The organism is Pseudomonas frederiksbergensis (genome assembly GCF_001952935.1).
Lineage (GTDB): Bacteria > Pseudomonadota > Gammaproteobacteria > Pseudomonadales > Pseudomonadaceae > Aquipseudomonas > Aquipseudomonas frederiksbergensis.
On record NZ_CP018319.1, the window covers coordinates 1,224,766 to 1,245,570 of the forward strand.

Annotated in this window: 14 protein-coding genes; 6 read left to right on the plus strand and 8 right to left on the minus strand. The window is 58.2% G+C overall.

Annotated elements, in window-relative coordinates; all coding sequences use genetic code 11:
- The first annotated feature begins 35 nt into the window (after positions 1–35).
- Both PFAS1_RS05895 and PFAS1_RS05900 read left to right on the plus strand, forming a co-directional pair.
- Positions 36–674, plus strand: a complete 639-nt coding sequence (locus PFAS1_RS05895) for a hypothetical protein (RefSeq protein ID WP_076031497.1) — start codon at positions 36–38, stop codon at positions 672–674.
- Positions 675–1,045: 371 nt separating this feature from the next.
- Positions 1,046–1,369, plus strand: coding sequence for a hypothetical protein (locus tag PFAS1_RS05900; RefSeq protein WP_076031498.1), 324 nt, complete (start codon positions 1,046–1,048; stop codon positions 1,367–1,369).
- Between the two features lie 149 nt (positions 1,370–1,518).
- On the opposite strand, the gene PFAS1_RS05905 is transcribed toward PFAS1_RS05900, so the two are convergent.
- From PFAS1_RS05905 to treP, 5 genes are all read right to left on the minus strand, one after another.
- On the minus strand, positions 1,519–1,806 hold the full coding sequence (locus tag PFAS1_RS05905) for a PTS sugar transporter subunit IIB (RefSeq protein WP_074873971.1): 288 nt from the start codon (positions 1,804–1,806) through the stop codon (positions 1,519–1,521).
- 2 nt (positions 1,807–1,808) lie between these two features.
- Positions 1,809–4,343, minus strand: coding sequence for a phosphoenolpyruvate--protein phosphotransferase (gene ptsP / locus PFAS1_RS05910; protein WP_076028519.1), 2,535 nt, complete (start codon positions 4,341–4,343; stop codon positions 1,809–1,811).
- Positions 4,344–4,405: 62 nt separating this feature from the next.
- Positions 4,406–5,629, minus strand: a complete 1,224-nt coding sequence (locus tag PFAS1_RS05915) for a maltoporin (protein ID WP_076028520.1) — start codon at positions 5,627–5,629, stop codon at positions 4,406–4,408.
- 105 nt (positions 5,630–5,734) lie between these two features.
- Positions 5,735–7,381 carry an alpha,alpha-phosphotrehalase gene (gene treC / locus PFAS1_RS05920; RefSeq protein ID WP_076028521.1) on the minus strand — a complete coding sequence of 549 codons (1,647 nt, stop codon included), beginning with the start codon at positions 7,379–7,381 and terminating at the stop codon, positions 5,735–5,737.
- Between the two features lie 118 nt (positions 7,382–7,499).
- Positions 7,500–8,942 (minus strand): PTS system trehalose-specific EIIBC component, encoded by a 1,443-nt coding sequence (gene treP, locus PFAS1_RS05925; RefSeq protein WP_074873967.1) that lies wholly within the window; start codon positions 8,940–8,942, stop codon positions 7,500–7,502.
- A 237-nt stretch (positions 8,943–9,179) separates the two neighbouring features.
- Here treP and treR point away from each other — a divergent pair, with 237 nt between their 5' ends.
- The 4 genes from treR to PFAS1_RS05945 all read left to right on the plus strand — a co-directional run bounded on the left by treR (position 9,180) and on the right by PFAS1_RS05945 (position 16,739).
- On the plus strand, positions 9,180–9,884 hold the full coding sequence (gene treR, locus PFAS1_RS05930) for a trehalose operon repressor (protein WP_076028522.1): 705 nt from the start codon (positions 9,180–9,182) through the stop codon (positions 9,882–9,884).
- A gap of 133 nt (positions 9,885–10,017) precedes the next feature.
- Entirely contained in the window at positions 10,018–13,059 is a 3,042-nt protein-coding gene (locus tag PFAS1_RS05935; RefSeq protein WP_076028523.1) for a membrane-targeted effector domain-containing toxin, read from the plus strand.
- Between the two features lie 210 nt (positions 13,060–13,269).
- Positions 13,270–14,109, plus strand: a complete 840-nt coding sequence (locus PFAS1_RS05940; RefSeq protein WP_076031499.1) for an alpha/beta hydrolase — start codon at positions 13,270–13,272, stop codon at positions 14,107–14,109.
- 326 nt (positions 14,110–14,435) lie between these two features.
- The gene (locus PFAS1_RS05945; RefSeq protein ID WP_076028524.1) at positions 14,436–16,739 is read left to right on the plus strand and encodes an autotransporter family protein; all 2,304 of its coding nucleotides are present in this window, start codon (positions 14,436–14,438) and stop codon (positions 16,737–16,739) included.
- Positions 16,740–16,926: 187 nt separating this feature from the next.
- Here the strand turns inward: PFAS1_RS05945 and guaA are convergent, their stop codons facing one another.
- The 3 genes from guaA to PFAS1_RS05960 form a co-directional block, all read right to left on the minus strand.
- On the minus strand, positions 16,927–18,504 hold the full coding sequence (gene guaA / locus PFAS1_RS05950) for a glutamine-hydrolyzing GMP synthase (protein ID WP_074873964.1): 1,578 nt from the start codon (positions 18,502–18,504) through the stop codon (positions 16,927–16,929).
- 99 nt (positions 18,505–18,603) lie between these two features.
- Positions 18,604–20,073, minus strand: coding sequence for an IMP dehydrogenase (guaB, locus tag PFAS1_RS05955; RefSeq protein ID WP_076028525.1), 1,470 nt, complete (start codon positions 20,071–20,073; stop codon positions 18,604–18,606).
- 117 nt (positions 20,074–20,190) lie between these two features.
- Positions 20,191–20,739: a sugar ABC transporter ATPase gene (locus PFAS1_RS05960; protein WP_074873962.1), complete on the minus strand. Its 549-nt coding sequence runs from the start codon at positions 20,737–20,739 to the stop codon at positions 20,191–20,193.
- Between the last annotated feature and the right edge of the window lie 66 nt (positions 20,740–20,805).

The following is a 20,805-nucleotide window of genomic DNA, read 5'->3' on the forward strand; positions in this document are numbered from 1 at the left end:
ATTAGATGGATTCAGCTTTTTAGAGGTTGGTTATTTTGTTGAAGGTTGTTGAAAGAGAAAGTACTGCATCATTGCGTGAACGAATGGATAGCGCCGGATGCGTGTTCAAGTTTGTGGTTCTTTCACCGGAATCTGAGGTTGAAGCTGGTGAAAGCATGCATCGACAGGCGTTGATAGCGCTTCATGAGATGCTGATGACAGAGGCGATGGAGTGGCACGAAAATCTCATCAAAGATCCAAAATATGAGGATTATCCGGAGCCGCTGATTAGTTGGGATTTGGAAAATGCCATAGCTACTCCACTCAGTCGGGATGAGGTGCGGCATCTGACCTCCACTGATAAAGACGATATTTTTGAGCGATTAGCGCTATACGCCTGCTTTGTAAATCCTCCGTATCGTGCTCGGTTTAAAGGGGGGGAGACAGAGGCGCAGTCGGTTTTTCTCAAATGGTGCGAACTCCTTGGGTTAAGAGAAATAGATGATGTCTCAGTGGTGAATTGGGTTGAACGGCTCAATACAGGTCTGCATGGTTATGACGACACCATTGAACGTGTCAAGTCATGGAGCAATTATTTTGATGCAGGCTTGGAGTGGTGGGGAGTGTGGTGTCTCACGATCTGGAATCCCAAGCGTCGAACTATTAGCGCGTTGATTGCTAGCACCACAGACTGAATTAGCTATTTAGAAGTCTCGCAACAATCGCGAAATTTCCGGGCAAGCCCATCGGAAGTTTCCTTCAACTCGTATCGGTTTCCATGAACTGGTTTGAAATGCATTCCATCGATAGTCTCTGGTGGTCACTGAAGATTCAGTGGCGGGGGTGTAGGAACCCTTCAAAGTCGTTGGGAATGTATTGGCGTCGAAGCTTGGTTTGCGGCCGTTAACGTGCGTCCGTAAGATCAGTTGCGGCGGTTGTGCGCGGGCACGCTTCGGCGTGGTCGAGTTTTCCAAAGGCCTCGATATTCCTACCCCGCGCATAGCTGCCACCCCAGCCTGTAGGAAGGCTGATGGCAGTTCCTGTTTACTGCCTTTGGAACTTGAAAATGAAAACACTTCACCCCGATCCACCTTACGAAAAACCAACCCCCCATCCCAAAAGCCGCTTCATGGCGCTCACCAGCAATTGCGACGACATGCCAACCCTGTTCGTCGACACCCAAGCGCCGCTGGATGTTTTGTATGACGCTGCCAACTTCCGAATTCGCGCCGTCACCCAGGTGATGGAGAACTTGTCCATGCGCGGTTCGATCGAGTGTCAGTCCTTCCTTCTGAGTGATTTTGCTTTGCTCTGTGCCATTCCATTGCGGGATGGGTGTGATGTGCTGGATGTTCTTGGGCGGCGGTTGAAGGCGCGGTCTTCGGAGTAGCGCCGGGCGGCTTTTGTGGCGAGGGAGCTTGCTCCCGCTCGGCTGCGCAGCAGTCGTAAACCGGGCAGTGCGGTGTGTCAGGCATAACCGGATTGCAGGTTTTGGGGCTGCTGCGCAGCCCAGCGGGAGCAAGCTCCCTCGCCACAGGGTTAATGGAGGCCGGTGATCAGGTGCACCACCCCGTCATCCAGCATCATGACACCTGGCACACCGGCCACATTCAATGCCTGCCGATCCATCCGCGCCACATCGCGTAACTCCACTCGGACCCGGGTCAGCGCCACCGGCTGTTGCGACTTGAGGTTATCCACACCGCCCAGTGCGGCGACGATGTCCGGGGCCAGAGCAGAAACAGGCTGAGCCAGCACTTTCGGCTCATCCACCACCAGGTCCGGCGTCAACGCTTTCCAGAACGCCCGCTGCATTTTTTCGAACATGTTCAGTTCTCCAGTACCAGTGAAGTATCGACCGTCGCCTCGTGATACAGCCGCAACGCCTCGCGCACTTGCTCGGCGCTTTCCAGGCCCAGCACTTGCTGGGCGATGGCCTGGCAGTCCAGCAGATCCACTTCGCGAACTGCCGCTTTGATCGCCGGAATCAACGGCACGCTCACCGACAGTTCATCCACCCCAAGTCCCAGTAACAACGGCACCGCCAGGGTTTCCGAGGCCATGGCGCCACACACGCCGACCCATTTGCCATGGGCGTGGGCGGCCTTCACGGTGCTGGCAATCAAACGCAGCACCGACGGATGAAAGCTGTCGGCCTGACTGGCCAGGCGCGGGTGATCGCGGTCCATGGCCAGGGTGTATTGGGTCAGGTCGTTAGTGCCGATCGAGAAGAAATCCACTTCGGGCGCAAACAGGTCAGCCATCAGCGCCGCTGCCGGCACTTCGATCATGATCCCCAGTTTCGGCCGTTCGGTGAGGCCCAATGCCAGCGCCTCTTCCTCAAGCAGGTGCCGGGCCAGGCGCAACTCCGACAGCTGCGTGACCATGGGCAACATGATGTGCAGACGGGCCAGCCCGGCGCTGTTCAGGATCGCCTTGAACTGGTCGCGCAGCAGCTGCGGGCGCTCCAGGCACAAACGAATTCCGCGCATGCCGAGGAACGGATTGGTTTCGCTGTCCATCGGCACGTAGGCCAACGGCTTGTCGCCGCCGACATCCAGAGTCCGCACCACCAGATTGCGCGCCGGCCCCAGGGCGCGGGCGATGGCGCTGTAGGTGGATGCCTGTTCGTCATGGCTCGGCGCATGATTGCGGTCCAGATAAAGAAACTCCGAACGCAGCAATCCGACGCCTTCTCCGCCCAGAGCCATGGCCTGCTCCGCTTCCGCCAGCGAGGCGATGTTGGCCGTCACTTCAACGTGGTGTCCATCGCGGGTACACGCCGCCAGCGCGGCGTGCGCCAACTCATGTTGATGGCGTTTCTGCTGGCGCTGACGATTGGCTTGCAGCTGCTCGATGGCCGCCAGATCCGGATCCAGGTGCAGCTCGCCCTTGTCGGCATCGAGCAACACCTGGGTGCCGTTGGCCAGCCCCAGCACCTGAACGGGCAACCCGCAGATCGCCGGTAAACCGGACGCCCGAGCAAGGATCGCGACGTGGCTGGTAGCGCCGCCACCGACCGTGGCAAAACCCAGTACCTTGCGGGTATCGAGCCCGGCGGTCTGTGACGGCGTCAGTTGTTCGGCGATCAGGATCGCCGCTTCCGGCAGCTCCATCGCCTGATCCTGTACGCCGAGGATCCGCTTGAGCACTCGCTGACCGACATCGGCCAGGTCCGCCGCCCGCTCCGCCAGCAAGGTATTGCCCAGGCTTTTGAACACGGTTGCCGCCGACTCGGTGGCCGCGCGCCAGGCGAACCCGGCACTTTTGCCTTCGTTGATCAGCACATGAGCCACCTCCAGCAAACCCGGGTCTTCGAGCAGTTCCTGGTGCGCCTTGAAGATGTCTGCCTGCGCGCTGCCCATGGCGGTGTCACGCAGTTGTTGCAGGGCCAGCAGCGCCTCGGCCAGGGCGCGGGACAGATGATCGCGTTCAACCTGTGGTGTGGCGCCGAGTTCATTCACGTCCAGGTGTTGTTCGGCTATCTGCACCACTTGGCCAAACGCCGACCCGGCCGATGCGCACACTCCACGCAACACCGTCAGCGATGAAGCCTCAGCCACCTTCGCCTCAACCGGCGCCGAGGCCGCCACCGCTTCACCGCATCCAGTCACCAGCAATTCGGTCAGCGTCTCGATCGCCGCCTCAGCATCCGGGCCGGCCGCGCTGACTTGCACAACGTCACCATGAGCCGTCTGCAACGCCATGATCGCTACCAGGGATTTCGCGTTCGCACTCGCCTGCTGTTTATGCAGGTAAATGCTCGCCGAAAAAACTTTCGCCGCCTGGGCGAATACCGCTGCCGGACGGGCGTGCAAGCCGTTCGGATTGGCCAATGTCACCGGTTTGGAAAACACTGCTTCGCCCGCTTCCGCCACTGGCTCACCCGTTGCCTGCTCGATGGGCTTCAAGCTCAATAACGGCTGGCCACTGTCGACCCCACCCGTTTCCGGCGTCAGCCAAGTGAACGGCTCGCCGCTGACCACCAGCATCAACGTCAGCAGGCTGCGGGCATTCAATGCGACGAAATCGGCATCGAACTCGATCAGCGACTGCCCAACGTCAACCTGCTGGCCCTCCTCCACCAACCGCGTGAACCCTTTCCCGGCGAGGTTCACCGTGTCGAGGCCAATGTGCATCAACACCTGCACGCCATTTTCGTCGGTAATGCTGACTGCATGCCCGCTGGCCTGCACGTTGCTGACAACCCCTGCCAGCGGCGCGCACAACGTCGTTGAAGTCGGATCGATGCACAGGCCATCGCCGATCACGCGGCTGGAAAACACCGGATCGGGCACGAGGTCCAGTGGCATCAATACGCCGGACAGGGGCGCGTGCAGTTGCAATTGTTGGGGTGTGGCCATGACGTCACCTGCTGTTTTGTTCTTTGAAGTGCCGATGGAGCGCGAAGCTCCGACAGCATCGCTTATTTCCACCAGTACTCGACCTGCAATCCGACGTTCGAACCGTGCCGCGCCGTGCCAAACGCCCCGGTGTCGGACAACGCCGAGCCCTGCGCCTGTTCATTGGCCGCCCGTTTGGCCGCCTCGTTCCAGCTCGCATAGGTGTAATACAAACGCACCTCGGGGCGAGCCCAGAATTCCGGCCCCTTGGGCGACCAGGTCGGGGCGAAGGTGAACTTGCTCAGCTTGCGTGTGCCGCCCGTGGCGTCGACCTGATCGTGCCCCAGTTCGGTCACCAGTTTGAACTGCTCGGTGAGCGCATAGGTCGGGCGAACACCCAGGGAAATCCAGTTCTGATCACTGCCGTCCGGGCGAATGTCTTTCTGGTAAACCGCCTCGACTTGCCCGCCAAATCGCGGCGTCACTTGCCAGTCGAAGAACTCCACCACCCGATAACTTTTGTTGCTGTCGTCGAGCTTCACGTTACCGGTATAACCCAACCCGGTTCCGGGACCTTCGCCGTACTGGAAAGCCAGTTTGTTCTTGCCGCCCAAAAAGCCTTTCTGCACATGTTGGGTGGTGATCGCCCAGCCACGGTGAGCGTCGCGGCTGTCGGGTTTGTCGATGTAGCTCAACCCGAATTCCAACGCACCGCCGGGGTTGGTGTTGAAGCCGGCAACGTTGAAGTCATGACGGTTGATGTAGTCCTTCTGGTACAGGTTGTCCTTGCGCGAGAAGGCGTAGCTGTATTTCAGATCGCCAATCAGCACGTCCTCGATACCGCCGCCGGTGGCGCTCTGGTTCCAATAGTAGAAGTCGGAAATGTGAATATCGTTCCGTTTGTAGTAACGCCGGCCGGCCCACAGCGAACCGCCGTTGAGGCTTGGCATGTTCGACCATTGCGCGTACGCCTGCGGCAAGCGCACCGAGCCGTTGTCACCGTTGAAGGTCAGGTCCTTGTCGTACTGGTTGTACAACGAAGCCATGCCGTCGATGCTCAGTACCGAACCGTCATCCAGGGTGTAAAGATCCTGGCGCAACTCCAGTTCGGCGTACTGCTCGCATTCGTTGCCCAACCGATATTTGGTCTGCGCGCCCGGCAGCTGGAAACACTGCTGTTTACCGCTGTTGACCGAGGTGCCGACGCCGCTGCGCAAGTAACCGGCGAACTCCAGCGCCTGGGCCGAAAGAGGCAAAGCCAGGCACACGCCCGCCATTACAAGGCTGCGATTTATTGTTGTTTTCAAGGGCTACCCCATTATTTTTATTGTGTGCAGCGGCAAAATCGGCGCGCAAAATTCCCCCGCGCAGCGTTCTGCGTGTTTTTTAAGTCGGTGTTTTTTTGCGGTCGGTCAGTCGGTCATATGCAGCACGAACGACTCATAAGGCCGTAAGCGGACCTGCCGACTTCGCGTCGGACAGTCCGGGTAATTGCTAATGACCAAACGTTGGGCCATGGTTTCGCTGATCACTTCATCGGGCAGTTCGACTTCGCATGGCGTGCCGTAGAAATTGTTCAGCACCAGCAACCGTTCGCCATTGCCCTCACGCACGTACGCCCAGATTTGCGTGTGCTCGGGCAACATTTGCCGATAGACACCGTCGGACATCAGCGCTTCACTGCGGCGCAGAGCGATCAACTGACGGTAGTGATGCAGCACCGAATCCGGGTCATCGAGTTGGGCGGCAACGTTGATCTGCCCGGCGTTGGCCGGTACGCCGATCCACGGTTCGACGGCGCTGAAACCCGCGTTGGGCTCGGCGTTCCAGTGCATCGGCGTACGGCCGTTGTCCCGGGACTTCTGCATGATCGCCGCCATGTTGTCGGCATCGCTCGCACCCGCCTCGCGCTTGAGCCGGAAGATGTTCAGCGTCTCGACATCGCGGTACTGATCGATGTGATCGAAGCCCGGATTGGTCATACCCAGTTCCTCACCCTGGTACACGAACGGTGTGCCCTGGAGGAAATGCAGCGCCGTGCCGAGCATCTTCGCCGAGAGCACCCGATATTCGCCGTCATGACCAAAACGCGAGACCACACGAGGCTGGTCATGGTTACACCAGAACAGCGCGTTCCAGCCACCGCCAGCCTGCATGCCGATTTGCCAATCGGAAAGAATGCGCTTGAGTTCGAGGAAGTCGAAATCGGCGCGAATCCACTTCTGCAGGTTCGGGTAATCGACCTTCAGGTGATGGAAGTTGAAGGTCATCGACAGCTCTTTCGACTCGGGTCGCGAGTATCGAATGCAGTGCTCCAGGCTGGTGGAAGACATCTCGCCGACGTTGATCAGGTCATGGCCTTCGAACACTTCGCGGTGCATCTGCTGCAAGTACTCGTGAACGTTCGGGCCGTCGGTGTAGAAACGTCGACCGTCAGTGTTGTCCTCAGGAAAGTCCGCCGGTTTGGAGATCAGGTTGATCACGTCCAGACGGAACCCGCCCACGCCCTTGTCGCGCCAGAAACGCATCATCTTGAAGACTTCGGCACGCACCTTTGGGTTGTCCCAGTTGAGGTCGGCCTGAGTGTGATCGAACAGGTGCAGGTAATACTGACCGGTCTGGGCTTCGTATTCCCACGCCGAGCCACCGAACTTGGATTCCCAGTTGTTCGGCTGGTCGCGCCAGATGTAGAAATCCCGGTACGGGTTGTCGAGGCTGCTGCGGGCCTGCTGGAACCAGGTGTGTTCGATCGAGGTGTGATTGACCACGATGTCGAGCATCAACTTGATCCCGCGCTTGTCGGCCTCGGCGATCAGCAATTCGCAATCGGCCATGGTCCCGTAGCTCGAGTCGATGGCGTAGTAGTCACTGATGTCGTAGCCGTTGTCGCGCTGGGGCGAACGCAGGAACGGCGTGATCCACAGGCAATCGACACCCAGCCAGTGCAGGTAGTCGAGCTTGGCCACAACGCCGAGCAAATCCCCGGTGGGGTTGCCGGCGTGGCTGTGAAAACTCTTCGGGTAGATCTGGTAGATCACCGAGCGTTGCCAGTCTTGCATGACGCTATTCCTTCAATTAGTTGATGCAGTGACCGTAATGGCCCCTTCGCGAGCAAGCCCGCTCCCACATTGGAATGCGGTCAACTGTGGGAGCGGGCTTGCTCGCGAATGCGATCTATCAGGCAACCCGATACCCAGGCCGAACAATCTTCATGCTCAACCCGCAGGTCAGAACAAACGGCACGACCATGGCAATCACCATCCCGATCACGAACATCGGAATGAACTGCGGGATGATCGAGATAAAACCGGGCAAGCCACCGACGCCGATTGCCGAGGCCTGGACCTTGTTCAGCGACAGGAAAATGCAGCCCAGGGCCGAACCGATCAGGGCCGCATAAAACGGAAATTTGTAGCGCAGGTTGACCCCGAACATGGCCGGTTCGGTGATGCCGAAATAGGCCGAAATCGCCGAGGTCGAGGCCATGCTTTTATCCCGCACACTGCGGGTCATGTAGAACACCGCCAATGCCGCGCTGCCCTGGGCAAGGTTAGACATGACGATCATCGGCCAGATGAAAGTGCCACCCTGGGTGGAAATCAACTGCAAGTCGACCGCGAGGAACATGTGGTGCATGCCAGTGATCACCAGCGGCGCGTAGAGCAAACCGAAAATCGCCCCGCCGACCATCGGCGCCAGGTCGAACAGCATGACCACGCCTTCGGTGATGAGAATCCCCAGATGCCGGGTCACCGGGCCGATCACCGCCAGCGCCAGCACGCCGGTCACCACGATGGTGGTGATCGGCACCACCAGCAATTGCACCGCGTTCGGCACCCGCGCCCGCAGCCATTTTTCGATGACGCTCATCACGTAGGCGGCCATCAGGATCGGCAGGATCTGTCCCTGATAACCGACCTTCTCGATCTGGAACAAACCAAGAATGTCGAAGTACGGCAGGCTCTGGCCGTCGAGACCCGCAACGGCTTTGCCGTAGTTCCAGGCATTGAGCAGATCGGGGTGAACGAGCATCAAACCGAGCACGATGCCGAGGATTTCGCTGCCGCCAAACCGCTTGGCCGCCGACCAGCCCACCAGCGCCGGCAGGAACACGAACGAAGTGTTGGCCATGAGGTTGATCAGGCTCCAGAGCCCGTCAAGCTTGGGATAGGCATCAAGCAGGGTCTTGCCCTCGATGAACATGCCCTTGGCGCCGATCAGGTTGTTGATGCCCATCAACAGGCCGGCAATGATCAGCGCCGGCAGAATCGGCATGAAGACGTCGGAAAACACCCGCACCAGACGCTGCACGGCGTTGATCTTGTCAGCGCTTTTTTGTTTAACGTCGGCGATGGTTGAAGCGGCGAGACCGGTTTGACGGCGCAGTTCGGCGTAGACCTTTTCGACTTCACCGGGACCGATGACCACCTGGAACAGGCCGCCGGTGAAGAACGAGCCTTTGACCAGGTCGATCTGATTCAGCGTGGCGCTGTTGACCAGGCTCGGGTCCTTGAGGGCCAGGCGCAGGCGGGTGACACAGTGCGCGGCCTGCTCGAGGTTGTCGCTGCCACCGAGGCTTTGCAGCAGCTCGCTGGCGATATTCGGATAGTCGTGGCTCATGCTTTTTCTTCCGCTGTAGTTTTTTGTTATTGGCAGCACGCCGAAACGAAAAGTACTCGTCTGTACGAGTTAAAGCAACAACTCGTACAGACGAGTTTGAATTTGTTTATCCTGAACCCGACAGGCGGCGATGTTTCCTACCTCCAAAGTCAAAGAAACCTAACGCCGCATGGACAAACCCCTACCCTGCCCTTAAGGTTCGAAGCCTTGAGTACAGCGCGGCATAGAGCCATTCCCATGAGTAAATACAACCAGATCTACAGCGATCTGCTTGCCAGCATCACGACCGAACGTCTGGAACGCGGCGCCCGGTTGCCTTCCGAAACCGAACTGATGGACAGCTATCAGGCCAGTCGCGGCACCGTGCGCAAGGCCATCGAGCAATTGCAGGAACGCGGTTTCGCGCAGAAGGTTCACGGCAAAGGCACGTTCGTGCTGTCGACTAACCCGATCGAATTCCAGCTCGGCGGGATCGTCAGCTTTCAGGAAACGTATCCACGCCTGGGTAACGACGTCAGCACCGAGGTGGTCGAGTTCACTCAAATCCCCCTCGAAGGTCCATTGATCGAACACATCAAGGCTGAAGCCGGCAGCCTGATCACGCGGATCAAACGGGTGCGGCGGATCGACGGCAAACGCGTGATTTTGGACATCAACCATTTCGTCAGCGACGTGATCCCCGGCCTGTCCCGGGACATTGCCGAGCACTCGATCTACGCCTTCATCGAGCAGACCCTGCAACTGCAAATCGCCTACGCCCAGCGCACCATCGAAGCGGTGCCCCGGAGCAAGGACGACCAGCAACACCTGGACCTCGACGGCCAGAGCCATGTGATCGTGGTCAGCAACCAGACGTTTTTGCAGGATGGTCGGCAGTTCGAATACACCGAGTCGCGGCATACGCTGGACAAGTTTTACTTTTCTGACATTGCGCGGCGCTGAGCCTGACGCTGGCACTCGCCCATTCCGACTTCTTCCGTCAGCAACTGACCATCGCCAGCGACCCAGTGCCTTACAGATGGAAACCGATGCCCCTTGAGATAGTGAGCGCCCTCAATCGCTCAAGGAAAGCATCATGGACGATACCCAAGACCTCATCCTGACCAACACCGCCGATACCCAGGCCCTCCAGGCCTTGATCCCCGACCTGGTCGACGACTGCCCCGACCTGTACGCCATGGCGTACGAAATCGCCCAGGACATCCTCACCCGACATCACATCACCGACATCACACCGGACAACGTCTGGTGGCACCGGTTCCATGGCGCCCAAAGCAGTTCCAAGGCCTTTACCGGCTGGCAGCACATCCTTGAAAAGCCCAAGGAATCCATGACGTTCCCGCAACTGGTCATGCAACGTTTCAGCGTCCACGACCAGGACAATGCCGACCTGCTGGATCTCTACGGCGGCTTTTACCGGGTCGGTGATGAAGCCGAGAGTTACGACGAAACCAACGAAGTGCGCCTGCATGCCAGCGATGTGCTGAAAGCCTTCTGGGACATCAATTTCGCTGACCGTTACAAAACGGCCATTGCGACATTCTGGGAAAAACACAGCGCCAACTTCCGCGCGCTGGCCAAGTGCACCTTCATAGCCAAAGCGATTGAAGACTATGAGAAGGGTTACTTGACCCAAGAACACTTCAGCACGGTGCTCAGCGCCTGCGCCGGTAATGTCAGCAGGCCGCTCACCCGGCAAATGCTGATGGACGAGGCGGCCACAGCCAGCGGTTTATCGATTCGCAAGTTTTGCATTGATGAGTTCGTTTCGACGGATATTTTCAGCATCACTGACGACAGTGACCTGAACATTCTCTACGTTCCAGGCGAACCCAGGGGTTTCCACTGTTTCAATAAGGTCGAAGAGCTGCACGAATGGCTGGTCAATGAGGTCAAGGACGCCGAAGGGCGTGAACGCATGCTCATGCACTTCAAGCAGGAAGAGCGCGACATCGTCCAGGAAAAGCCCACTTCGCTGGGGCACAAGCTCGCCAATTTCACCGGCATTGGCCTGCTCACTCATTTCCTGGAGAACACGCAATATGAAAATGTCGGCCTCACCCATGCGTACGAGGTATTACCTGATGAAAACACCGCCGCCGACCATCACTTGCTCCACTACCGTGGCGAGATAATCAGCGGCGATGCGTTCACCCATTTGAGCCAGTCCACCCATGAGCGCATGCTCAGCGACGCCAATTACCTGCTGCACTCCAATGGCGAGCTACGCAAAAAGCTGTGGATCGGCTACCTCAATGCCTTCAACCGCGTCTTTGGGCCAATGGCTGCAGCGGCCTGGCCAGCAGCGTTGGTTGTCATAGGCGCGGGCATTGCCAATGTCGGCTTGCACATCGATCAGGCCATCAACGCCACGACCCCAGCGGAACGCAAGGCCGCGATCAAAGGGGCCATCCTTGGCAGCGTGGACATCCTGTTCAACTCGCCGTTCCTGAGAGGTGCAAGCGAGTTCGCAGAAGCAGCGGAAGCAGAGGAAGCAATCACCCCTGGGGAAGATTTGAAGTCGCCGAGCCCCCCGGTGCAACTGCCCTTCGAATCCATCAAACCCGACCCGGTAGATGCCAGCCTGTTGGCGCCTTTTGAAACCAATGAAATCCTCGATGGCTATTCCCCCATCAACGAGGAAGGCAAGTTTCAAGGCATCTATCAGCCCGAGACCGGTGGTCATTACATCGCCATGGGGGACAGTTTCTACCAGGTGCGCTACAGCAACGAACTGAAGACCTGGACGATCATTGATCCGGTCGACCCCCACTCCTTTTACCGCAACATACCGGTGCGCCTGGATGAAATGGGTGAGTGGGTGCCCCTCACGCGACCCGGTCTGGCGGGAGGCGGCAAGTTTTCCGATCTGTTCGCCAGGGCCGAGCCGCCACTCCCCGACTTCGACGCCCCGGCGACTGCATACGATGTTCCTCAGGACATCAAGCCAGCCCTCAAAAAGGCAGCCAATGGTTTGGAAACAAAGGGCGATTTGAAGGACGGCTTTATCAATCCCAACAATCCAGCCGATGAGCTGGAAGCCTTCAAAAGACTACGCCGAAAACTACACGACGATGCCGTGTTCTTTTATTCGCAGCCGCAACCACAGCTGCCACCCAGGCCTGCCATTCCATCGTTCATCGCGAATGCGAAGCTCAAGGACATCATCAAGACCCTGTTCAAGCGCTCACAAAGCCTGGTCGTCGGTGAAAGTCACTCCAGCGTGGGCAGCAAACAATTTTTGATCGAGAACATGAGCGTGCTGCGCAAACAGAAGGTCAAAACCCTGTACATGGAGCATCTGCTGACGGATTTCCATCAAGCGGACCTGGATGTGTTCAACCGCACCGGGGTGATGTCCGAGGATCTGGAAAGCTACCTCAAGGATCTTGATGCAACTTTTTCGACCGACCCCAGCAAACAATTCACGTTTGAACAGGTCGTCAGGACAGCGCAAAAAAATAACATCCGCGTGCAAGCCATCGACTGCCTGGCCAGTTACCGCAGCGCCGGTATTCAAAGGCCCGATCTCAATTTCCGGCAAAAAATGATGAATTTCTTCGCCCAACAAGTCATTGGCGCCGACCAGACAGCCAGAGGCGCCCATCGCTGGGTGGCATTGGTCGGTAACAGCCACGCCAATACCTATGCTGACGTGGCGGGGGTCAGTGAGCTTGAAGGCAGCATCGGCCTGCGTATCGAGAGTGTCGGCCCGGATGAGCTCGGCGGTATCAAGGTCGACCCCGGGGTCTCCGATGTGGCGCGCCCGGGGCAAGCGGGCAGTTTTGTCAAAAATGACTTGTTGCTGCAGATCCCGACGCCGAAAAGCGTGGCCCTTGCGCAAAGGCTGGAAGATGGCCTGCCCAGGCCTGGCATGTACACCCTCAGCACCAGTACCGGTGAACCAATACTGGTTCATCGCAGCAGAACCGTCACCAATAACGGCATCGTGACCTGGGGAAAACTCGTTCGCACGCCCATAAAACAAGATGCGAACGGCTACTACATCGAACGGGATTCCTGGCAGATCAGCGGACGACGTTTTCCAACGACCGAGGGCTTGAGTTCAGCGCTGCACAGAATGGGCATGTCCCCCATTCGGCTACCCGGCGTCTAAAACGTGAAAAGGCCGTGTGAACAGTGTTCACACGGCCTTTTCAGTTACCTGCGATCAAGCCATCAAGGCTAGCGCGGGTTATCAACTAGACAATTTCACCCTTTAAATAATAGCCTCAAGATAAACAAAATCATCCAAATCCATGGAAAATATCATGACTGATAAACAACCCGCCGAGGCCTCCATTGCCAAGGTGTGTTATGACATATGATGAGTAGATACTTTCCTTTTTGTCGGACATTGTCCGGCTTCTATAAAGCCTGGATGGTGATGGTCAGCGCGCTTCTCATCGCCTGCCAATCGCCGCGCGAGGCACTGCAACAACTGGCTGAAGAGCACGGCCGACAATTGGAGGTTCTGCCGGGACACGCCTTTCCCCTCGTGTTACTTGCGCCGCAAACTGCAGAAAAGATGACTCGCCTGCGTGTCTACCTGGAAGGCGATGGCCATTCCTGGGCGACGGCCACTCAACCCAACCTGGATCCGAGCCCGCACAATCTGTTAGTGCCACGACTGGCGGTCAATGATCCGACACCGAATGCGTACCTGGCACGCCCCTGCCAGTTCGTCATGGCCGCAGCCTGTCAAACAGCACTCTGGACCAATCGACGATTTTCTCAGGAAGTGGTCACCCGCCTCAGCCAGGCGCTGGACCAATTAAAACAGCGATACGGCAATAGGGAGTTCGAACTGGTGGGGTATTCAGGTGGAGCCGCTCTCGCATTATTGTTAGCAGCGCAGCGCAATGATGTTACCCAGGTGCAAACCCTTGCTGGCAATCTCAGTCCCCGCCTGTGGGCGACGATGAAAGGACTGTCGCCACTCGACGGCTCACTGGATCCGCTGGACTATCGTAATCGACTCGCCTTAGTACCCCAGCGTCATCTCATCGGAGAAGCAGACCCGATTATCCCAGGTAGTTTAGCTGACAGGTACCAACAGGAGCTTGGCTCGCCTCTCTCCCAAAGCGTCCATGTACTAGGAGTGAGCCATGATAGGGGGTGGGAAGCGATATGGAGCCGATGGGTTAATACACCGTTGGCACATTAGAATCCTGAGATTTAGGGTGGGAGGTCCGTTTAAAAACATCCGAATACTATCCCTCTAGTGCCTGACCGGGGCGTGACCGCAACGGCGACCCTAAAGTTCCGATTATTGCTGAATAATCCCGAAAAGCCTCAAAAAACAACTGTAGCGTCGCATTTTTTAGCTTTTTTTCGTCATTGGTTCTTTTAATGATGAATTGTCCTACAGGCATCGTGTAAATTTGGGCGCGCTTGAATCAGCACTTCACTGACAAGCTGGCAGGGATGCCTAAAACAGACGCTGACGCGTAGGTTGTTTCCTGTCAGTTTCTGCCCTGTAAGGATACTGCCTTGAACACTTCACACCTGCGCCGCTCGCTGTTGGCGCTTTCCGTCGCGGCTACCACTGCCACGGTCCATGCCGCCCCCGCACCCGACCTCAACCACGACCTGAGCACAGGGGCATACAGCAGCTCCGGTGATGTTTTCAATAACGCCACCTTCACCGGGACGTCGCAAAACGCAGGTGTAGAGCTGATCGATGTGACCCTGGCGGGCAATCTGGTCAACCAGGGCAAAATCAACCTGACGGCTGCGAACCCCAGCGACATCCCGGCCGGCATCTCCATGACCCTCAATTCCACCGTCGCTGGCGATCTGGTAAATCATGGCGACATTACGGTGAGCGGCAACGGCGCCATGGGGCTGGACCTGTATCTGGCGAATATCGCTGGTGAAGTGAACAACATCGGCAACATCACTGTGACTGGCGAAGATGCCAATGGCATGATGATCACCTCGACCCAGGCGCACATCAATAACTCGGGCACTATCATCGCTCGTGGCATCGACTCTGCAGGTATCGAGATCGAGAACGCTCGCTTTACCGGTCAGATGACAGGCGCTCCCTTCAAGAGTGATATCAACACCAGCGGGACTATCTCCGCCGACGGTGTCGGTATCCACTTTCGCAGTCTCGACACCTCCGGCGGTTTCGACACCCTCACCATCAGGCAGACAGGGGGCCTGATCGAAGGCGGCACCGCAGCGATTCTGGCGGACGACAATGCCTCCCCTTCATATTTCTACTGGCAAGGTGGTCAGGTCAAGGGTGACCTGCTGGGCCTGAGTGGTGTGCTGGTGCAAGGGGACGCGATGTTCGATGGCTCGACCATCCGCGCCGGTTTCGTCGATATCGACGGTGGCCGCCTGACTCTGCTTCGCCCGCAGACCACGATTGTGGGCGACCTCGACATGGACAGCGACACTGCGCGCCTGCGCCTGCTGCTGGATAACAACACACTGCCCAACACGCCGATCCTGAAAGTCACCGGCAATACCTTTTTCTCTCCAGGCAGCCAGATCGAACTGCAGGCTCGCTCCGACGACTTCCGCACGTCGGCCCAGGGCACCCGCTACACCCTCATCAACTCTGGCACCTGGGAAGACCCGCAGAACCTGTCCGTGGTTTCCTCCTCGGCGCTGCTTGAGGTGAGGAACTTCGGCATCGAAGGCCAGGACGTGAAAGCACTGGTTGCCACCCGCAGTGATGAGGTGATCACGCAAGACCTGCTGGGTGCCCGTGGTTCGCGCAACGCGGTGAACGCCATCAAGCCGTTCAAGAATACGGTCCTGGGCCAGATGGACGAAAGCGACCCGGTATTCCAGCGTTTCGCCAACGCCGCCACCAGTGAAGATCTGGCCAAACTTGCCGAAACCCTGACCCCGGACGTCAGCCGTGGGGCGATCAACGCCGCCACCAGCAGCCAGAACCTGGTCGCAAGTGCCATCAACCGCCGCGCCAGCAAAGCGCGTAGCGGTCTGTCCTCCGGTGACGTCCTGGCAGAACAAGGCGTATGGCTGCAAGCGCTGTCCAGCGATGCCAACCAGGACAGCCGCCACGGTATCGACGGCTACGACGCCAACACTAACGGCATCGCCGTGGGTGCCGACGGCAAGCTCAACGCCGATACCACCGTGGGCCTGGCTTACAGCTACCTGACCAGCGACGTCAAATCCGACCTGGGCAACAAAACCGACGTCAGCGGCCATGCACTGACCTTGTACGGCAACTGGGCCCGTGACAACTTCTTTGTCAACACCTCGCTGATGTATGGCTGGAACGACAACGAGTCCAAACGCTACATCGCCGGTACCCGCGCCAAGGCCGACTACGACAGTGAGATCTTCGGCGTCAACGCACTGGCAGGCTACACTTTCCAGCTAGACAAGCAGTGGCTGCTGGAACCACAGGTCGGTGCGCGCTATGCCAACGTATCGATTGATTCGTACCGTGAAAAAGGTAGCTCAGCCGCCCTCAACGTCGGCAGCCAGCGTTATGAAATCGGCGAAATGGGTCTGGGCGCTCGCCTGGCGGCCGCTTTTGACGTAGGTATGGGCAGCCTGGAACCGGAAGCCAAGCTGATGGCCTGGCACGATTTCATCGGCGACAAGGCCGGTACCACCTCCACCTTCGTGCTCGGCGGTACCCCGTTCACCACCACAGGCGCGACACCGGCGCGCAACAGCTACGAGCTGGGACTGGGCGCGAACTACCGCGTGGGCGCGTGGAGCGTTGGAGGGACGTACAACTACCTGACCAGCAGTGGTTTCGACGCCGACACCTTCACTGCGAACGTGCGTTACGACTTCTGATTAACGTCTTCGTCTGAAACAACAAAACCCGCCAATGCGGGTTTTGTTGTTTGAGGCTGATGGTAAAGCCCGTAAGGGTCTGGCGATGTCACCTACCCAACTGAATATCACTTATACCATTGACGACGTGGAAAAATCGCAAATTCTCTGATTTTTTACTTATAAAACAGATAGTTGCGAGTCACCCTTACTCCCACTCAATCGTCGCCGGCGGCTTGCTCGACACGTCATACGTGACGCGGGAGATGCCTTCGATTTCATTGATGATCCGGCCGGAAACGGTTTCCAGCAGTTCGTAAGGCAGGTGTGCCCAACGTGCGGTCATGAAGTCGATGGTTTCAACTGCACGCAGGGCAACTACCCAAGCGTAACGACGGCCATCGCCGACCACGCCAACCGATTTCACTGGCTGGAACACCACGAATGCCTGGCTGACCTTGTGGTACCAGTCGGCCTTGCGCAGTTCTTCGATGAAGATGTGGTCGGCGCGACGCAGCAGGTCGGCGTATTCCTTCTTCACTTCACCGAGGATCCGCACGCCCAGGCCCGGGCCCGGGAACGGGTGACGGTAGACCATGTCGTACGGCAGGCCCAGTTCCAGGCCCAGACGACGGACTTCGTCCTTGAACAGCTCGCGCAGGGGTTCAACCAGCTTGAGGTTCATTTCTTCCGGCAGGCCACCCACGTTGTGGTGCGACTTGATCACGTGCGCCTTGCCGCTTTTCGCGCCAGCCGACTCGATCACGTCCGGGTAGATGGTGCCTTGGGCGAGGTACTTGATGTTGTCCAGTTTGTTGGACTGGGCATCGAAGACGTCGATGAAGGTACGGCCGATGATCTTGCGCTTCTTCTCCGGGTCGGACTCGCCGGCCAGGTTGTCGAGGAATTGATCTTCGGCATTGGCGCGGATCACCTTGACGCCCATGTTCTCGGCGAACATGGCCATCACTTGCTCGCCTTCGTGCAGACGCAGCAGGCCGTTGTCGACGAAGACGCAGGTCAGCTGGTCGCCGATGGCTTTGTGCAGCAGCGCGGCAACCACCGAGGAGTCCACACCGCCGGACAGGCCGAGCAGGACGTTGTCGGTACCGACCTGGGCGCGAATGTTGGCGATGGCGTCTTCAGCAATCTTCGAAGGCGTCCACAACGCTTCGCAGCCGCAGATGTCGAGGATAAAGCGCGAGAGGATGCGACCGCCCTGCTTGGTGTGGGTCACTTCCGGGTGGAACTGCACGCCGTAGTAGCCGCGAGCATCGTCGAACATGCCGGCGATCGGGCAGCTTGGGGTGCTGGCCAGGATGTGGAAGTCCTGCGGCATCTTGGTGACCTTGTCACCGTGACTCATCCAGACGTCAAGGCCGAACAGGCCGTCGGCGTCGATGTGGTCTTCGATGCCGTCGAGCAGACGGCTCTTGCCGACCACGTCGACACGGGCGTAACCGAACTCACGCAGCTCGGAACCTTCGACCTTGCCACCCAGCTGTTCAGCCATGGTTTGCATGCCGTAGCAGATACCGAAGACCGGTACGCCCAGGTCAAACACCGCTTGCGGGCAGCGCGGGCTGTCGGCTACGTGCACGGACTCGGGGCCGCCAGCGAGAATGACGCCTTTTGGAGCGAATTCGCGAATCGCTTCGTCGTCCATGTCGAACGGATGCAGTTCGCAGTACACGCCGATTTCACGCACGCGGCGGGCAATCAGCTGGGTGTACTGGGAACCGAAGTCGAGGATCAGGATGCGGTGAGCGTGAATGTCGAGGGCCATGATTCAGTCTCGTCTAGATAATTCAGAAACAGTCGTGATTCAGAAACAACTCGGGGCTGAATAGAACAGCCCCGGTTGCTTAACGATTTGCTTGAAGCCTCAACCTACGCGGTAGTTTGGCGCTTCTTTGGTGATCTGTACGTCGTGAACGTGGGACTCGGCCATGCCAGCACCGGTGATCCGCACGAACTCAGGCTTGGTGCGCATTTCTTCGATGTCGGCGCTGCCGGTGTAGCCCATCGAGGAACGCAGGCCGCCCATCAGTTGATGGATGATGGCGCTCAGGGTGCCCTTGTACGGAACACGTCCTTCGATACCTTCCGGAACCAGTTTCTCGGCGCCTGCCGAGGAGTCCTGGAAGTAGCGATCGGAGGAGCCTTGAGCCTGGGACATGGCGCCCAGCGAACCCATGCCGCGGTAAGCCTTGTACGAACGACCCTGGAACAGTTCGATCTCGCCTGGCGCTTCTTCAGTACCGGCGAACATCGAGCCCATCATCACGCAGGAAGCACCGGCCACGATGGCCTTGGACAGGTCACCGGAGAAACGGATGCCGCCGTCGGCGATCAACGGAACGCCAGTGCCTTCGAGGGCAGCGGCGACGTTGGCGATGGCACTGATTTGCGGGACGCCGACACCGGCGACGATACGGGTGGTGCAGATCGAGCCAGGGCCGATACCGACCTTGACTGCATCGGCGCCTGCTTCGGCCAGGGCCTTGGCTGCTGCGCCGGTGGCGATGTTGCCGCCGATGACCTGCACTTCAGGGAAGTTCTGCTTAACCCAGCGAACGCGGTCGATCACGCCTTTGGAGTGACCGTGAGCGGTGTCGACCACCACCACGTCAACGCCGGCATTGACCAGGGCAGCTACGCGATCACCGGTGTCTTTACCGGTACCGACAGCAGCGCCAACACGCAGGCGACCTTGATCGTCCTTGCTGGCCAGCGGGTATGCCTTGGCTTTTTCGATGTCGTTGACGGTCATCATGCCTTTGAGGGCAAATTTGTCGTCGACGATCAGCACGCGTTCGATGCGGTGTTTGTGCAACAACTCGCGGACGTCGTTCTTGTCGGCGCCTTCCTTGACCGTGACCAGACGCTCTTTAGGCGTCATCACTTCACGGACGCTGGCGTCCAGACGGTTTTCGAAACGTACGTCACGGGAAGTGACGATGCCGACCAGGTCGCCATCGTGCAGCACCGGAACGCCGGAGATGTTGTGCAGGCGGGTCAGTTCGAACAGTTCACGAACCGTGGCGTCAGCCTCGATGGTGATCGGGTCCTTGACCACGCCGGCTTCATAACGCTTGACCTTGCGCACTTCGGCAGCTTGCTGCTCGATGGTCATGTTCTTGTGAATAATGCCGATGCCACCTTCCTGAGCCATGGCAATTGCCAGACGGGCTTCAGTAACGGTGTCCATGGCGGCAGAAACCAGAGGAATATTCAGCTCGATGCCACGGGTTAGGCGGGTCTTGAGACTGACTTCGTTAGGAAGCACCTCGGAATAACCAGGCACTAGGAGAATGTCGTCGAATGTCAGAGCTTCTTGGCTGATACGCAGCATCGCGGGGGCTCCCGAGCGGGAAAATGGAAGCGCGCCATTATAGTCAGACACCCCCTCGGGTTCAATGTAAAACTCTGTCTATTATTAGCATTACTGATATACGGGGATTGTCGTCGCCTACAGCTCGACTTTCACCCAACTGACAGGTTGATCGAGCCAATCGGCAAATTCGTCGATGAAGCTCTGTTTGAACCCGGCCTCGGCCCAGTTGTTGAAGATAAAGCCCAGGTTGGAAAAGCCGCATTCCTGCAGGAAAAGAAAGCCGTTGATGTCATCTTCATGCCCGCATTCCGGGCAAGTGAAGTTATCGGTGCGCCCCGGCATCCAGTCTTCCAGGCTTTCGAACAGCGCTTCGCCGACTTCCTTGCGGCACTCGGCGCAACCCGCCTCTTCAAGGAAACCCTTGGCCGGCGTATAGATGCAGCGCTTGGTGATGATTTCCAGGCCATTGATCGGCTCGCCGAATGGCAGCGCTTCAGGGTGCAGCACGACAGCGCGGGCACCGTCGGCGATGGCATGAGCCATGCGGTTGCCCGTGCGGCCACAGGTGGTCAGTTCTTCTTTGACGATGTTCTTGCGCACCAGCCAACGCACGACTGCCCGGGCCCGGGGTTCGTGCACCGGCAGTGTGGAGATTTTCGGGACGATGATGCTTTGCGAATTCATGGGTGCAGACTCTGCAAATACTGAATATTCACCCTTGTGGGAGCGAGCCGGCTCCGGGCGGCGTTC

Bases quoted from the DNA above. Each gene is read 5' to 3' on its own strand.
- PFAS1_RS05900 (WP_076031498.1), top strand. From the start codon at position 1,046: ATGAAAACACTTCACCCCGATCCACCTTACGAAAAACCAACCCCCCAT.
- PFAS1_RS05905 (WP_074873971.1), bottom strand. From the start codon at position 1,806: ATGTTCGAAAAAATGCAGCGGGCGTTCTGGAAAGCGTTGACGCCGGAC.
- ptsP (WP_076028519.1), bottom strand. From the start codon at position 4,343: ATGGCCACACCCCAACAATTGCAACTGCACGCGCCCCTGTCCGGCGTA.
- treC (WP_076028521.1), bottom strand. From the start codon at position 7,381: ATGCAAGACTGGCAACGCTCGGTGATCTACCAGATCTACCCGAAGAGT.
- treP (WP_074873967.1), bottom strand. From the start codon at position 8,942: ATGAGCCACGACTATCCGAATATCGCCAGCGAGCTGCTGCAAAGCCTC.
- treR (WP_076028522.1), top strand. From the start codon at position 9,180: ATGAGTAAATACAACCAGATCTACAGCGATCTGCTTGCCAGCATCACG.
- PFAS1_RS05935 (WP_076028523.1), top strand. From the start codon at position 10,018: ATGGACGATACCCAAGACCTCATCCTGACCAACACCGCCGATACCCAG.
- PFAS1_RS05940 (WP_076031499.1), top strand. From the start codon at position 13,270: ATGAGTAGATACTTTCCTTTTTGTCGGACATTGTCCGGCTTCTATAAA.
- guaA (WP_074873964.1), bottom strand. From the start codon at position 18,504: ATGGCCCTCGACATTCACGCTCACCGCATCCTGATCCTCGACTTCGGT.
- guaB (WP_076028525.1), bottom strand. From the start codon at position 20,073: ATGCTGCGTATCAGCCAAGAAGCTCTGACATTCGACGACATTCTCCTA.
- PFAS1_RS05960 (WP_074873962.1), bottom strand. From the start codon at position 20,739: ATGAATTCGCAAAGCATCATCGTCCCGAAAATCTCCACACTGCCGGTG.